Annotated in this window: 15 protein-coding genes; 7 read left to right on the top strand and 8 right to left on the bottom strand. The window is 60.7% G+C overall.

Going from position 1 to position 15,094, the window contains the following annotated elements; genetic code table 11:
- Position 1: 1 nt before the first annotated feature.
- The 6 genes from BMI85_RS19230 to BMI85_RS19205 form a co-directional block, all read right to left on the bottom strand.
- On the bottom strand, positions 2 to 814 hold the full coding sequence (locus tag BMI85_RS19230; RefSeq protein WP_078522668.1) for an AAA family ATPase: 813 nt from the start codon (positions 812 to 814) through the stop codon (positions 2 to 4).
- A complete protein-coding gene (gene rsmG / locus BMI85_RS19225; RefSeq protein WP_078602418.1) occupies positions 807 to 1,436 on the bottom strand; it encodes a 16S rRNA (guanine(527)-N(7))-methyltransferase RsmG in 630 nt (209 codons plus the stop codon). The genes BMI85_RS19230 and rsmG overlap by 8 nt, the downstream gene beginning before the upstream one ends.
- Complete coding sequence (gene mnmG / locus BMI85_RS19220) at positions 1,433 to 3,295, bottom strand: tRNA uridine-5-carboxymethylaminomethyl(34) synthesis enzyme MnmG (RefSeq protein WP_078602511.1); 1,863 nt, start codon at positions 3,293 to 3,295, stop codon at positions 1,433 to 1,435. The genes rsmG and mnmG overlap by 4 nt, the downstream gene beginning before the upstream one ends.
- Before the next feature lie 12 nt (positions 3,296 to 3,307).
- The gene (mnmE, locus tag BMI85_RS19215; RefSeq protein ID WP_078602417.1) at positions 3,308 to 4,591 is read right to left on the bottom strand and encodes a tRNA uridine-5-carboxymethylaminomethyl(34) synthesis GTPase MnmE; all 1,284 of its coding nucleotides are present in this window, start codon (positions 4,589 to 4,591) and stop codon (positions 3,308 to 3,310) included.
- A 34-nt stretch (positions 4,592 to 4,625) separates the two neighbouring features.
- On the bottom strand, positions 4,626 to 5,897 hold the full coding sequence (rho, locus tag BMI85_RS19210) for a transcription termination factor Rho (protein ID WP_078522665.1): 1,272 nt from the start codon (positions 5,895 to 5,897) through the stop codon (positions 4,626 to 4,628).
- Positions 5,898 to 6,031: 134 nt separating this feature from the next.
- Positions 6,032 to 6,496 carry a CopD family protein gene (locus BMI85_RS19205; protein ID WP_078541497.1) on the bottom strand — a complete coding sequence of 155 codons (465 nt, stop codon included), beginning with the start codon at positions 6,494 to 6,496 and terminating at the stop codon, positions 6,032 to 6,034.
- Between the two features lie 356 nt (positions 6,497 to 6,852).
- Here BMI85_RS19205 and BMI85_RS19200 point away from each other — a divergent pair, with 356 nt between their 5' ends.
- From BMI85_RS19200 to nadC, 7 genes are all read left to right on the top strand, one after another.
- Entirely contained in the window at positions 6,853 to 7,494 is a 642-nt protein-coding gene (locus tag BMI85_RS19200) for a Maf family protein (RefSeq protein WP_246832600.1), read from the top strand.
- Complete coding sequence (locus tag BMI85_RS19195; protein ID WP_078602416.1) at positions 7,491 to 8,330, top strand: shikimate dehydrogenase; 840 nt, start codon at positions 7,491 to 7,493, stop codon at positions 8,328 to 8,330. Before BMI85_RS19200 ends, BMI85_RS19195 begins: the two co-directional genes overlap by 4 nt.
- Positions 8,327 to 8,926, top strand: coding sequence for a dephospho-CoA kinase (gene coaE, locus BMI85_RS19190; protein ID WP_078602415.1), 600 nt, complete (start codon positions 8,327 to 8,329; stop codon positions 8,924 to 8,926). The genes BMI85_RS19195 and coaE overlap by 4 nt, the downstream gene beginning before the upstream one ends.
- On the top strand, positions 8,919 to 9,617 hold the full coding sequence (gene dnaQ, locus BMI85_RS19185) for a DNA polymerase III subunit epsilon (protein WP_078602414.1): 699 nt from the start codon (positions 8,919 to 8,921) through the stop codon (positions 9,615 to 9,617). Before coaE ends, dnaQ begins: the two co-directional genes overlap by 8 nt.
- A 102-nt stretch (positions 9,618 to 9,719) precedes the next feature.
- Positions 9,720 to 10,772 carry a quinolinate synthase NadA gene (gene nadA, locus BMI85_RS19180; protein ID WP_078570612.1) on the top strand — a complete coding sequence of 351 codons (1,053 nt, stop codon included), beginning with the start codon at positions 9,720 to 9,722 and terminating at the stop codon, positions 10,770 to 10,772.
- Complete coding sequence (locus BMI85_RS19175) at positions 10,769 to 12,319, top strand: L-aspartate oxidase (protein WP_078602413.1); 1,551 nt, start codon at positions 10,769 to 10,771, stop codon at positions 12,317 to 12,319. Before nadA ends, BMI85_RS19175 begins: the two co-directional genes overlap by 4 nt.
- Position 12,320: 1 nt before the next feature.
- The gene (gene nadC, locus BMI85_RS19170) at positions 12,321 to 13,157 is read left to right on the top strand and encodes a carboxylating nicotinate-nucleotide diphosphorylase (RefSeq protein WP_078541503.1); all 837 of its coding nucleotides are present in this window, start codon (positions 12,321 to 12,323) and stop codon (positions 13,155 to 13,157) included.
- 4 nt (positions 13,158 to 13,161) lie between these two features.
- Here the strand turns inward: nadC and BMI85_RS19165 are convergent, their stop codons facing one another.
- Both BMI85_RS19165 and BMI85_RS19160 read right to left on the bottom strand, forming a co-directional pair.
- Positions 13,162 to 13,647 carry an RNA pyrophosphohydrolase gene (locus BMI85_RS19165; protein ID WP_078602412.1) on the bottom strand — a complete coding sequence of 162 codons (486 nt, stop codon included), beginning with the start codon at positions 13,645 to 13,647 and terminating at the stop codon, positions 13,162 to 13,164.
- Positions 13,648 to 13,676: 29 nt separating this feature from the next.
- Positions 13,677 to 15,092: a S41 family peptidase gene (locus BMI85_RS19160; RefSeq protein WP_078602411.1), complete on the bottom strand. Its 1,416-nt coding sequence runs from the start codon at positions 15,090 to 15,092 to the stop codon at positions 13,677 to 13,679.
- Positions 15,093 to 15,094 lie beyond the last annotated feature (2 nt).

Genomic DNA, 15,094 nt, shown 5'->3' with positions numbered 1-15,094 from the left:
CTCACACCGCCTTTGCCAGTTCATGCCGCGACATCAATTCGCTGGCGAGATTCCGATAGGCCAACGCCCCGCGCGAACTGCTGTCGTAGCTGAGCACCGGCATCGCGTAGGATGGCGCCTCGGAGACCCGCACATTCCGCGGGATCATCGTCCGGAACACCAACTCGCCCAAAGTCGCGCGCGCATCCGCCTCCACCTGCTGCGAGAGATTGTTCCGCACGTCATACATCGTGAGGACGACGCCCTCGATTCGCAGGTTACGATTCGCGCTCAGACGGATCTCCCGGATCGTCAGCATCAGCTGAGAAAGCCCTTCGAGCGCGAAGAATTCCGCCTGCAGCGGCACCAGAACCGAATGCGACGCAACCATTGCGTTGATTGTCAGCAAGCTCAGAGAAGGCGGGCAGTCGATCAAGATATAGTCGAAGCCATAGCTATCAACATCTGGATGTCGTAGCGCGTCATGCAGAAGGAAGCTGCGCTTTTCGGTCGAGACAAGCTCCATATCCGCCGAAGACAGGTCCGTCGTCGCCGGGCAGAGGTAAAGACCGTCGATTTCGGTCTTGTGCAGAACCGAGGAAACCGGCGCGTCTTCGATCAGAAGGTCGTAGGTCGTCAGTTCGCGATCATCGGGCTCAATTCCAAGGCCCGTCGATGCATTCCCCTGCGGATCGAGATCGATCAAAAGAACCTTACGCCCGGCTTCTACCAGCCCTGCAGCGAGGTTGATCGCCGTCGTCGTCTTCCCCACGCCGCCTTTCTGGTTCGCAATCGCAATGATTTTCGGTTCATTTGCGCGAATTGGATCAGACACGCTCGGCTCCGTGGATTTTCAGGACAACACTGTTTGGATCGCTGAGGCTTTCGATCGCCTCGTAGTCAAAGGACCAGCTTTCCTGCGCCTGCGCAAGTTCTTCCTGCCAGCGCGCGCCTTTCGGGAAGATAGCGATGCCGGAGGGCTTCAGATGCCGGGCGGTGAATTCCAGTAGTTTCGGCAGATTCGCGAGGGCTCGGGCCGAGACGACATCGGCTTTCAGCGGGGCGATCTCTTCGATTCGTTGAGGAAGAACGCGGATATTGAGCGACAGCTCCCGCGTGACCGTCGAGAGAAAAGCCGATTTTCGCAGATCCGATTCGACCAGAATGACTTGGCGTTCTGGCGCCTTTTCCGCCGACAGAATCGCAATCACCAAACCCGGAAAGCCGCCCCCTGCCCCGAAATCCGCCCAAATCCGCGCATCTTCGGGCGCCATCGCGAATATCTGGGCCGAATCGAGGAAGTGACGCGACCACATATCCTCCAAAGTCGACTTCGCGACGAGGTTAATCGCGGGATTCCACTTCTTGAGCAGCGCCTCATAGGCAAACAGCTTATCCAATGTTTCACGTGAAACATCGAATCGCTCAGCGAACTCTTCAGTTTCAGGCGCCGTCATGCAGAGCGTGCCCGCTTTGATTGCCGTAGCCGCGCCAAGATCAACGTAAGTGCCGCGGGCGTGACGCCATCGACACGTCCCGCCTGCCCCAAAGTTTTAGGCATCGCGCGCTTAAGTTTACCCTTCAACTCGTTCGAGAGCCCCTGCAGCGAATCGAAATCGAAATCTTCGGGAATTTCCCAGCCCTCATCGCGCTTAAGGGAAGCCGCGTCGACCTCCTGACGCGCAACGTAATTCGCATAGAGCGCATCGATCGACAGCTGCCGCGCCGTCTCATCAGAGAGATCCTGCAATTCCGGCAGCGCTTCTTGCAGCGCGGGCATCGTGATATCGGGGAAAGACAGCAAATCGAAAGCGGTCCGCCGCGTCCCGTCCTCGTTCACCTTGAAGCCCTTCGCCTTGGCTTCCTTTGGTGTCAGCGAGATCGACTGCAGCAACTCCCGCCCTGCGGTCAGATCTGCGGATTTATCTTCGAACAGAACGCGGCGCGCCTCGCCAACACAGCCGATCTCGATCCCCATCCCCGTCAAGCGCTGGTCGGCATTGTCGGCCCGCAGCGACAGACGGAACTCGGCCCGCGAGGTAAACATGCGGTAAGGTTCAGTTACTCCGCGCGATGTCAGATCATCAATCATCACGCCGATATAGCTCGACGTCCGGCTGAAATGCACCGGTGCGCCCGTCTTCGCAGAGGATGCCGCATTCAAGCCAGCGACGAGACCCTGAGCTGCGGCCTCCTCATATCCTGTGGTCCCGTTGATCTGACCCGCAAGATATAGGCCAGGGACGGCACGCAACTGCAGCGTCGCGTCCAGCGCGCGCGGATCGACATAGTCATATTCGATCGCGTAACCGGGCTGCAGGATCTTCGCCTCTTCCAACCCGAAAATCGAATGGACGTAATCTTCCTGAACATCCACCGGCAGCGAGGTGGAAATCCCGTTCGGATAGACCGTGTCGTCATCCAGGCCTTCCGGCTCGAGGAAAATCTGATGCGAGTCCTTATCAGCGAAGCGCACGACCTTGTCTTCGATGGACGGACAATAGCGGGGGCCCACTCCAGAAATATGCCCGCCATACATCGCGGAGCGGTCAAGGTTGCTCCGGATGATGTCATGCGTCCGCCCATTCGTATGGGTGATCCCGCAAGAGATTTGCCGGACCTCGGGGCTCCGGTTAAGGAAGGAAAACATCACCGGATCATCATCTCCGGGCTGACTCTCCAGCTTGTCCCAGGCAATCGTCTTCCCATCCAGCCGCGGCGGTGTGCCCGTTTTCAGGCGCCCCATCGGCAGATCCATCGCGTAAAGCCGCTCGGCCAAGGCGCGCGAAGGCCGATCCCCGATACGGCCACCCGGACGCTGCTGGTCGCCGATATGGATCACGCCGTTAAGGAATGTCCCCGAAGTCAGGATCGCCGACTGACAGCTCAGCGTCACACCGTCGGCCAGCGCCACACCGTTGACCCGACCGCCTTCAACGCGCAGATCGGTCACCTCCCCCTCGACCACCTCGAGGTTGGGCTGCGCCGCGGTCATATGCTGGGCAGCCTCGCGGTAGATTTTACGATCCGCTTGAGCGCGCGGGCCTTGCACGGCGGGGCCTTTACGTCGGTTAAGAAGGCGGAACTGGATACCGGCCGCGTCGGCAAGACGGCCCATCACACCGTCCAGCGCGTCGATCTCACGGACCAGGTGGCCTTTACCAAGCCCGCCGATCGCCGGGTTGCACGACATCACCCCAATCGCATCGGCGCGAAGCGTCACCAAAGCCACCTGCGCACCCATCCGGGCCGCCGCGTGGGCTGCCTCGGTTCCGGCGTGCCCGCCTCCGATCACGATGACGTCGTAATGTTTCACGTGAAACACTCCTTACTTTCCGATGCAGAAGCTCGAGAAAATTTCATCCAACAGGTTCTCGACATCCACCCGACCGAGCAACGCTTCGAGCGCCCAAGCCGCTTGGCGCAGTGATTCCGCTGCCAGCTCGCTTCGGTCGGACCCGCGCAATACCTCATCTCGCGCCGATTCCAAAGCCCCGAATGCGCGCTGCATCGCAACCCTGTGCCGTTCGCGCGTCATTACGCCGGCGCCTTCGCCAACCCCGGACAGACGTTCTTCGATCGCAGAGAGCAATTCGCCGAGCCCCGCCCCCGTTTTCCCGGAGACGTTCAACCCATCATGCGCAGCGATATCGGCTTTGCCATGCACCACAAGATCGCCCGGCTCCGGTGCGATCAGCGGGACTTCCTCGCCGTCGAGCAGGAAAACACGCAGATCGGATTGTCGCGCGCGGTCGAGTGCCCGTTCCACCCCGATCGCTTCGACGACATCGTCGGTTTCGCGAAGCCCAGCGGTATCGAGCAAGGTCACCGCCTGCCCACCAATCTCCATCCGCACCTCGATGACGTCGCGCGTCGTGCCTGCGAATTCGGAGGTGATCGCCGCTTCGCGCCCTGCAAGTGCGTTAAGCAAGGTTGATTTCCCGGCATTCGGCCGCCCGACAATCGCGACCTCAAACCCTTCGCGAATACGCTCCGCCGCGCCAAGACGACGTAATTCATCGCGAATTCCGGCGCTAACCGCGTCGATCAGCTCCAGTACCTCGGGCGAAACATCTACCGGAACTTCCTCATCCGCGAAATCGATCGTGGCTTCGATCAACGCCCCTGCCCGGATCAGCTTTGCGCGCCAATCCTCGACCAGAGCCCCAACTGCGCCTGACAAAACCTTCAATGCCTGCTTACGCTGCGCCTCGGTTTCCGCCTCGATCAGATCGGAGAGCCCTTCGACCTGCGCCAGATCGAGCCGTTCGTTTTCCAACGCCCGCCGGGTGAATTCACCAGGTTCTGCAAGCCGCAACCCGTCGATCTGCCCAAGGGCGCGCAACACGGCGGAAACCGTCGCAATCGCGCCGTGGATATGCAGTTCCGCGACCTCTTCGCCGGTGAAGCTGGCGCCGCGCTCGAAACACAATACCACGGCCTCGTCGAGTTCCTCACCCGCGAGCCGCAACCGCCGCAGGCCGGCAACGCGCGGTTCCGGCAGGGTCCCTGCCAAGTTCCGCGCCGCCTGCCACGCCAGCGGTCCTGAAATACGAATGACGGCCACGCCCGCTTTTCCGCGGGCCGTGGCCAGTGCATAGATCGTGTCCATAGCAATCCTCTTCCCTGCGGAAGATAGGACGGCCTCAGCCGTTCATCGAGTCGAAGAATTCCGAGTTCGTCTTGGTCTGCTTGAGCTTCGAAATCAGGAACTCGATCGCATCGGTCGTGCCCATCGGGTTCAGGATGCGGCGCAGAAGGTAGGTTTTCTGCAGATCCTTCTGATCGACGAGCAGTTCCTCTTTCCGGGTACCGGATTTGAGGATGTCCATCGCCGGGAAGACGCGCTTGTCCGCGACCTTGCGGTCCAGCACGATTTCCGAGTTACCCGTGCCTTTGAATTCTTCGAAGATGACTTCGTCCATCCGCGAGCCGGTATCGATCAGCGCCGTCGCGATGATGGTCAGCGAGCCGCCCTCTTCGATGTTCCGCGCAGCACCGAAGAAGCGCTTCGGACGCTGCAGCGCGTTTGCGTCGACACCACCGGTCAGCACCTTGCCCGAGCTCGGAACGACGGTGTTGAAGGCACGGCCCAGACGGGTGATCGAGTCCAGCAAAATAACGACATCGCGCTTATGCTCGACCAGACGTTTCGCCTTCTCAATCACCATATCGGAGACCGCGACGTGACGCGTTGCCGGTTCGTCGAAAGTCGAGGACACGACCTCACCCTTCACCGAGCGCTGCATGTCGGTCACTTCTTCCGGGCGTTCGTCGATCAGCAGCACGATCAGGTAACATTCCGGATGGTTCTGCTCGATCGAGGTCGCGATGTTCTGCAGCAGCACCGTCTTACCGGTCCGCGGCGGCGCCACGATCAGCGAACGCTGACCCTTACCGATCGGCGCCACGAGGTCGATGATCCGGGCCGAGCGATCCTTGATCGTCGGATCCTCGATTTCCATCTTCAGACGCTCATCGGGATAGAGCGGCGTGAGGTTATCGAAAGCGACCTTGTGGCGCGCTTTCTCCGGCTCCTCGAAGTTGATCCGCTCAACCTTCGTTAACGCAAAATACCGCTCGTTCTCGCCCGGGGCGCGGATCACGCCTTCGACCGTGTCGCCGGTGCGCAGGCTGTGCTGGCGGATCATGTCGGGCGAGACGTAGATATCGTCGGGACCCGGCAGATAGTTCGCTTCGGTCGAGCGCAGGAAGCCGAAGCCGTCCTGCAGCACTTCCAGCACGCCATCGCCGCCGATGACCCAGTCATCCTCGGCATGCTCCTTCAGGATCGAGAACATCATCTCGCCCTTGCGCATGGTCGAGGCGTTTTCGATCTCCCATTCTTCGGCCAGCGCCAGAAGTTCCTTCGGGCTCTTGGCTTTCAAATCGGAGAGATTGAGGCGTTCATCGCTCATCGGATCACCTGCAGCTGGCGCCTCATCTCAACGATGGACGCATAAATTCGTCATGTAACAGAAAAACCGGTCGACCAGGACGGCCGTGGCTTAGCGACGCAGATAAGCGCAAAGCGTCGCTGAGTCAACGAAAGTCAGAATTTCACGATCACCGAGGCGACGATAACGATCATGAAGATGGTCGGGATCTCGTTCATCATACGGTAGTAACGCCCGCTGCGGTTCGCCCTGCCCTCCGCGAGCGCCTTGCGTTCCTTCGCGCACCACATGTGGAACCAGGTCATGCCGAGAACGGCTGCGGCTTTGGTCCACGGCCAGATGCTCGACCAATCGACGATCCCCGGCGTGAAGACCAGCATCAGGCCAAAGAGCCAGCTCGCGATCATCCCCGGGTTCATGATGGCCTTGAGAAGAAGCCGTTCCTGATGCCGGAACAGAAGCTCCTGATCGCTGTCGCGCTCCATGCCCGCCTTGTTCAGCCCCTCGACGTGGTAAACGTAAAGTCGCGGCAAATAGAACAGGGCCGCCATCCAGGTGATGATCGCCATCACATGCAGTGCTTTGATCCACAAATACCAAGTGCTCAGGAAATCGGTCATCTCGCCTCCGGCTGACAGCTGCCATCATCTTCAAAAAAGATTCTTTAAAGAAAAAGATGATGATGATGTAGGGCCTGTTGATGATGTGGATTAACACTTTATCAAGACTTTCTCCACAGGCGGAAAACATCAGGCGAGCACTAATCTTTTACTCGACACACGTTTCATAAAATATTGATATCACGTGATTCTTTTTCAGAGAGTCACAGCGTCACCCTGTGGATAACTCTTGGGAGAAAATTGTGAAACCCCGGGCATGTCCCCAACGGCTCGAATCCGAATTCCACAGGTGGACAAGTTTCGGAAATCTGCCATGAAACGTGCCGATCCGGTGGAGTAATCCGCCGATCCGCGTTATGCCCAATTTGACCCCGAGACTTCTGCGCCCGCTTATCCACAAGTTCATGAACATCCTCCTCGCCTCCGCCTCAGAAATCCGCGCGCAGCTTCTGCGCAATGCCGGCCTGTCCGTGACCGTGCAGCCCGCGCGCATCGATGAAGACATGATCCGCCGGAGTTTGGAGGCCGAAGAGGCGAAGCCGCGCGACGTGGCGGACCTCCTCGCCGAGATGAAGGCCGCGAAGCTCTCGGCGCGCCACCCCGGGGAATTGGTGATCGGCGCGGATCAGGTTCTCGAGCTCAAAGGCGCGGTGTTGTCGAAGCCGGAGACGCCAGAAGATGCGAAATCGCAGCTGCGCGCCCTCTCGGGCCAGACCCACAAACTTCTTTCCGCGATGGTCGCGATCCGGGATGGCGAGCCACTTTGGCGGCATGTCGGCGAAGTGCGCCTCACGATGCACACGCTGTCGGAGCCGTTCATTGACGATTACGTCGCCCGCAACTGGGACAGCATTCGCTGGTCGGTCGGCAGCTACAAACTCGAGGAAGAAGGCGTCCGTCTTTTCTCCCGCGTCCAAGGCGACTATTTTGCCGTCCTGGGCCTTCCCCTGATCGAATTCCTTAACTGGCTTCACGCCCGAGGAGACTTCACGACATGACGGATCATCCGCGCATTCCCCTCGCCGGCGTCATCGGATCGCCGGTCGCGCACTCGCGCTCGCCGCTCCTGTTTCGGACGTGGTTCGCCGAATACGGGATCGACGGGTTTTACATTCCGATGGATGTGGCGAGAGACGATCTGGAAACCGTGCTGCGGACATTGCCGAAAGCGGGGTTCGTCGGCACCAATGTGACGATCCCACACAAGATCCGCGCGCTCGAGATTGCCGATGTCATTTCCGATCGTGCGGCACTGATCGGGGCCGCGAACACTTTGGTTTTCCGTCCAGACGGAAAGATTTACGCTGATAATACAGACGGTTACGGGTTTATCGCTAATCTTCGGCAGAATGCGCCGAACTGGGACCCCAAGTCCGGCCCGGCCGCAGTTCTGGGCGCTGGCGGCGCTGCGCGCGCCATCGTCGCCTCGCTTCTTGAAAGTGGCGCGCCGGAGATTCGTATCTCGAACCGCACTCGGGCGCGCGCAGACGCGCTGCGTCAGGAATTCGGCGCGCGTCTCGTCGTTTACGATTGGGTTCAGGCAGGCAACATGCTCGAAGATGCCGCGACCGTCGTGAACACGACCTCGCTCGGCATGGTCGGCAAATCGGAATTCCGCGTTCCGCTCGATGCGTTGCGTCCCAGCGCGACCTGCTGCGATCTCGTCTACACACCTCTTAAGACGAAATTCCTCGCCGAGGCTGAAGATGTGGGATGCACCGTGGTCGACGGGCTCGGAATGCTTCTGCATCAAGCTGTCCCCGGGTTCGAGCGCTGGTTCGGCCAGCGCCCGGAAGTGACCGAAACTGTCCGCAACGCGGTGCTCGGGGCATGAGCAATCCTTTCCTGCTCGGGCTGACCGGCTCCATCGGGATGGGAAAATCCACGACGGCTGCGATGTTCGCCGAGGCGGGAATTCCCGTGTGGGATGCGGATCGGACGGTGCACGATCTCTACGCGAAGGGTGGTGCGGCCGTTGCGCCGATTGCCGCGGCCTTCCCGTCTGCGGTCAAGGATGGAGCGGTGGACCGGGCCGAGCTGAAAAAGCTGCTCGCCAGCGATAAAAAGGCTCTAACCCGCCTTGAATCGATCGTTCATCCGCTCACCACGGCCTCGCGGAGTGATTTCATCGCCGCGCATCCGGAGGCGGACCTGATCCTCCTTGATATTCCGCTTTTGTTCGAGACCGGGGCTGACGCTGCCTGCGATGCAACGCTCGTGGTCACCGCCCCGGCAGAGGTTCAGCGCGCGCGTGTTCTTGAACGGCCAGACATGACCGAGGCGCAGCTTGATTTCATTCTGTCGCGCCAGATGCCGGATGCCGAAAAACGACGTCGCGCAACCTTCGTGATCGAAACCCTCGATCTTGAGCAGACCCGCCAAGATGTGCGAAACCTGATTACGAAGATCAGGGGTGAGCAAGATGCGTGAAATCGTTCTCGATACCGAAACCACGGGTTTCGAGCCGGGAGAAGGCGACCGGATCGTCGAGATCGGTGCGGTTGAGCTCTTCAACCACATGCCGACTGGCAACACCTATCACCAGTACATTAACCCTGAGCGGTCGATGCCGCAGGAAGCCTTTCAGGTGCACGGGCTGGGCGACGAATTCCTGTCGGACAAACCCAAATTCGCCCAGATCGGCCTCGATTTTCTGAATTTCATCGGCACGGACTCGGTCCTCGTGATCCACAATGCCAAGTTTGACATGAAATTCCTGAATGCCGAGCTTGGCTGGGCCGGAATGCCGCTGATCCAGGATGATCGCGCGCTCGATACGCTGGCAATGGCCCGGCGGAGATTTCCGGGCTCGCCCGCGACGCTCGATGCGCTGTGCCGCCGCTTCAGCATCGACAACTCATCGCGGACGCTGCATGGCGCGTTGCTCGATAGTGAAATTCTGGCCGAGGTTTATCTCGAGCTGATCGGTGGTCGGCAGCCGGGCTTCGGGCTGCAACCCGTTGAAACGGGACAGAAACGTCAGGCCGGAGCCAATCAAGACTGGCGTCCCAAGCCTCGCCCCGAGCCTCTGCCCCCGCGCTTGACTGCCGAGGAGGCCGAGGCGCATGCTGCCTTCGTAGCCCAGCTCGGCGAAGCCGCGATCTGGAACCGCTACGACTGAAAACGTCGGGTTTTCTGACATAATACGCAAGTTTTCCATTTAACCGAGCGTCAACCTCCCTTAAATCGGGGGCTTCTTAGGGAGAGAGCGGGAGGACCGTCCATGCTGGACCTGACCGAAATGCGTGCTACGCTGGCCGAGACTTACGATCTTGCGCCATCCATTGAGTTGGCAGAGGAAATGCGGGACATCCACGCAAAGATGGATCGCGTTATTCCCTTGCCGGATTTCGCGCGCTACGCGCCCTACATCCGCGCGATTAATCGTCTGAAAAAAGAGAAAAACGCGGTAATTCTCGCGCATAACTACATGACGCCGGAAATCTATCACGGCGTGGCAGATGTTGTGGGTGACAGTCTTCAGCTCGCCATTGAGGCCACGAAGGTTCAGGCCGGGACGATCGTCCAATGCGGCGTGCATTTCATGGCCGAGACGTCGAAGATCCTGAACCCCGCCAAGACTGTCCTCATCCCCGACATGAAAGCCGGTTGTTCGCTGGCGGAATCGATCACTGCAGACGGTATCGCGGAGATGCGCGCCAAATATCCCGGTGCGCCCGTGGTAAGCTACGTTAACACGACCGCCGAGGTGAAAGCGGCGTCCGATATTTGCTGCACCTCGTCCAACGCGGCGCAGATCGTGCGTGCGATGGAGAGCGACACGGTCATCATGACGCCGGACCAGTATCTTGCGCAGAACGTGGCAAACGAGGTCCCCGAGAAGAATGTCGTCTGGTGGGAGGGCTCGTGCATCGTCCACGAGCAGTATACCGCTAAAGATATCAATGACTTCCGCTCGATGCATCCGAATACACGGATCATCGCGCACCCCGAATGCCCGCCCGACGTCGTCGCGGCGTCGGATTTCTCGGGTTCGACCTCGGGCATCATCAACTACGTCGAAACCAACAAGCCGAAAGAGGCGATGTTGGTCACCGAATGCTCGATGGCGTCCAACATCGCAGACGCGTTGCCGGAAGTAGATTTTGTGGGTCCGTGCAACATGTGCCCCTACATGAAGAAAATCACACTCGAGAAAATCCTGTGGTCGCTGCATACCGGGACCGAGGAAGTGATCGTCGATCCGCAGGTCGCCGAAAAGGCGCGCGTCGCTGTAGAGCGGATGATCGAGCTGTCCCGGACCCTCGCGAAGTGATCGAAACGCGACGGATCATCATCGTCGGCGCAGGTCTGGGGGCGCTTTATGCGGCGCTCAGCCTTGCGCCCCGCCCCGTTCTCATCATTTCGCCGGAAACTTTGGGCGAAGGCGCATCCTCGGCCTGGGCCCAGGGCGGTGTCGCCGCCGCAATGTCGGTTGGCGATACGCCCGCCTCTCATGCGCGCGACACGATGATCGCCGGAGCAGGCACTGTCTCACCGCAAATCGCGCATTTGGTGACCGAAGAAGCGCGTCAGCATATCCTCGCGTTGACCGAACTCGGCACGCCGTTCGATCGCGATCCGGAGGGTGATTACGTGATGTCGCGCGAGGCGGCGCATAGCCACGCGCGGGTCGTTCGGGTGAAGGGGGATCAGGCCGGGCGCGAGATCATGCAAACCCTCGTGGCCGCCGTCCGGCAAACCCCATCGGTTCAGGTTCTCGAGGGCGTTTTGGCGACGCATCTGGAGACGGAAGACGGTCGCGTCACCGGCGTGTGGATCGAGCGCGCGTTCGAGCCCTCGGGGCCGGTGTTGATAAAAAGCCCGGCGGTCTTGCTGGCGGGCGGCGGGTCGGGTGGGCTGTTTGCCGTCACGACGAACCCGCCGCGCATTCGTGGGCAGGTGATCGGGATGGCGGCGCGCGCGGGGGCGCGGATCGCCGATCCGGAATTCGTGCAGTTCCATCCGACCGCGATCGCCAGTGGCGAAGACCCTGCCCCGCTTGCGACCGAAGCGCTGCGCGGTGAAGGCGCAACACTCGTTAACGCGGATGGCGAACGCTTCATGCTTTCGGTTCATCCCGATGCCGAGCTTGCGCCGCGTGATATCGTGGCGCGGGCGGTGTATCTGGAGCGCAAAGCCGGACGAGAGCCCGCTCTGGATACGCGCGCAGCGCTTGGGGCCGAGGTTCTCACGCGTTTCCCGGCTGTCGCCGAAGCGTGCGAAAGGGCTGGAATAGACCCTGTTTCTGGTGTGATCCCTGTAGCGCCCGCCGCGCATTACCACATGGGCGGGATCGATACGGATCTCGAAGGGCGCAGCTCGCTCGATCGGCTTTGGGTCTGTGGCGAGGCGTCGTCGACCGGGCTTCACGGGGCGAACCGTCTGGCGTCGAACGGGTTGTTGGAAGCCTTGGTGTTTGCGCGGATCTGTGCTGTCGGGATCGCCGCAGAACTTGGCGAGATCCCCGACGTCGAGACGGTTAACCCGGAATTCCCGCAAGGCGATATCCCGGTGAATGAGCCAGCCGTACAGGTCTTGCGAAAAGCCATGACCGACGGCGTCGGCGTCGTGCGCGATGCGGACGGTTTGAAAGCCGCGCTTCGGGTCATTGCGAAGATCGAGGCGGAGGCCCGCACGGAAACGATGCGGAACATGACCGCCACGGCCACGTTGATTGCTTCGGCGGCCCTTGCGCGCGAGGAAAGCCGCGGGGGTCATTTCCGCTCGGATTTTCCGGAGATGAACCCGAAACTGGCGGAAAGAACGAAAATCACGCTGGAGGAGGCGCTGAAGATTCGCGCCGCTGCCTTGGAGGACTGACATGCTGCCCGATTTGCTGATCGAACCGATTGTCCGCGCCGCGCTGGTGGAAGACCTCTCGCCGATGGGCGACGCGACGACCAATGCGGTGATCCCGACGGGCAAAACCTACTCCGCGCGGCTGAAAGCGCGGGAAAATGGCGTGGTTTCGGGGATGCAGGTCGCGGCGATGGCGTTTCGGCTGGTCGATCCCACGCTGCGCGTGTCGATTCTGATCGCTGACGGCAAACCCTGCCAAGCGGGTGAGACTTTGCTGACGGTCGACGGATCGGCCGCCTCGATCCTGATGGCGGAGCGTGTTGCGCTGAATTTCGCGGGCCGTCTGAGCGGGATCGCCACGAAAACCGCGGGTTTTGTCGCGAAAACCGAAGGCACCAAGGCGCGCATCACCTGCACGCGGAAAACGACGCCGGGGCTGCGCGTTCTCGAGAAGGCCGCGGTGACCCATGGTGGCGGTTTTAACCATCGTTACGGTCTGTCCGACGCGATCCTGATCAAGGATAACCATATTGCGGCCGCCGGTGGCGTGCGTGCGGTGCTGGAGGCTGCGAAAGCGGCGCGTAGCCACATGATGCGGATCGAGCTGGAAGTCGACACGCTGCGCCAGATGGAAGAAGCGCTGAAGATCGGCGGGGCTGATGTCATCCTGCTCGACAATATGGACAGCGCGGAACTTCGCGCAGCGGTGGCGCTGAATGCGGGCCGCGTGGTTCTGGAAGCTTCGGGCAATATGACGCTCGAGCGGATTGCCGAAGTGGCGGCGACCGGTGTGGATTACATCTCCTCCGGTGCGCTCACCCATTCGGCCCGGACGCTCGATCTGGGCCTCGATTTCTGAGGTTTCAGCCGAGATAGTCTCTGAATTCGGCGCGAACGGCCTCATAGACCGAGCGTTTGAAGGGCACGATATTCTCGACCAGCTCGTCAAAGGACATCCACTGCCAGACCGAGAATTCGGGATGGTCGGTCTCGATCTTCACCTGATCGTCGGAACCGAGAAAGCGCATCAGGAACCATTTCTGCTCCTGCCCGCGCCAGCGCCCGTTCCAAATCTTCGGCACCAGATCGTGCGGCAGGTCGTAGCGCACCCAATCGGAGGTTTTCGCGACGATTTCGACGAGATCGGGGTTCACCCCGGTCTCTTCTTCCAGCTCGCGTAGGGCTGCTTCTTTCGGCTTCTCGCCCTTGTCGATCCCACCTTGCGGCATCTGCCAGGCCGGGCCGGGATTGTCGATGCGCTGGCCTGCGAACACGAGGCCAGCGGGGTTCATCAGCACGACGCCGACATTGCGGCGATAAGGAAGTTTAACGATCTCTTCGGGGGTCATATGAAAAAGGGGCCCGAAGGCCCCTTCCCTCAATTCTGCTGGGTGTCGGATTTGCCATCGGCTCTCGGCGCTTCGGCCTTCTGCGTCGACGCGGTGTCAGCCTGCGTCTCGGGGGCGATGGCCGAGAGACCTTTGATCAGGTCGATTGCGTAGGACATTTGGAAATCTTCCATCCGGCGCTTCGCGGCCTCTTCGGCTTTTGCGCGCTCGTCCTCGGCCTGCTGCTTTTCGTCCTCGGTCATCGAGTCGTTGGTGATCGCACCCTTCAGATCGGCCTCCGAGGTCATCTTGCGGGCGTTATCGCCTTCGGCAGCCGCTTTATCCTCGGATTTCGGCTGATCGGGCTGCGGCACGACCACATCGGGGGCGATGCCCAGCGACTGGATCGAGCGACCTGACGGCGTGTAGTAACGCGCGGTGGTCAGACGCATCGCGCCCTCGCCCTGGATCGGCATGACCGTCTGGACCGAGCCCTTACCGAAGCTCTTGGTGCCGACGACGATCGCGCGGTGATGATCCTGCAGCGCACCGGTCACGATTTCCGACGCCGAGGCCGAGCCACCGTTGATCAGCACGACGATCGGCTTGCCGTCGGCCATATCGCCCGCGGTCGCGTTGAACCGCTCGCTATCCTGCGGGTTCCGGCCACGGGTGGAGACGATCTCGCCCTTGTCGAGGAACGCATCCGCCGTCTTGATCGCCTGCGTCAGCAGACCGCCGGGGTTGTTGCGCAGATCGACGATGAAGCCATCGACCTTGTCCATGCCGCCGACTTCCTTGACCTGCTCCTTGATCGAGGATTCGAGGTTCGGGAAGGTCTGGTCGTTAAACGTAGTGATGCGCAGGATGACGGTATCGCCATCATGGCGGCCTTTCACGGCGGTCAGCTTGATCGTGTCGCGGGTCAGCGTGACGTCGAAGGGATCCTGTTCGCCTTCGCGCACGATGGTCACGGTGATGTCCGAGCCGACCGGCCCACGCATCTTGTCCACCGCCTGATCGAGCGGGATACCCATCAGGGACTCGCCATCGACCGCAGTGATGTAATCGCCGGATTCGATGCCGGCCTCAGCGGCAGGCGTGCCGTCCATCGGCGAAACCACCTTCACGAAGCCGTCTTCCTGCGTGACCTCGATGCCGAGACCGCCGAAGGAGCCGCGCGTCTGCACGCGCATGTCGCTGTAATCGGAGGGCGGCAGGTAGCTGGAATGCGGATCGAGCGAGCTGAGCATGCCGTTGATCGCGGCTTCAATCAGCTTCTTGCTATCCACCGGCTCGACGTAGTCTTGGCGAATTTTCTCGAAAATGTCGCCGAACAGGTCCAGCTGCTGGTAGACGGTCTCGTTGCGCTTCGTTTCTTCGGCCATCAGCGGCGCCGCGACTTGCGTGGACAAAAGCGCCCCCGCGAGCGTGCCGCCTACCGCTGCCATCATGAACTTTTTCATAC

Source organism: Thioclava sp. DLFJ4-1, assembly GCF_002020145.1.
In the GTDB taxonomy this organism is placed as follows: Bacteria; Pseudomonadota; Alphaproteobacteria; order Rhodobacterales; family Rhodobacteraceae; genus Thioclava; species Thioclava sediminum.
Note: the sequence above shows the minus strand (reverse complement) of the source record. Positions and strands in the feature narration are given on the sequence as shown.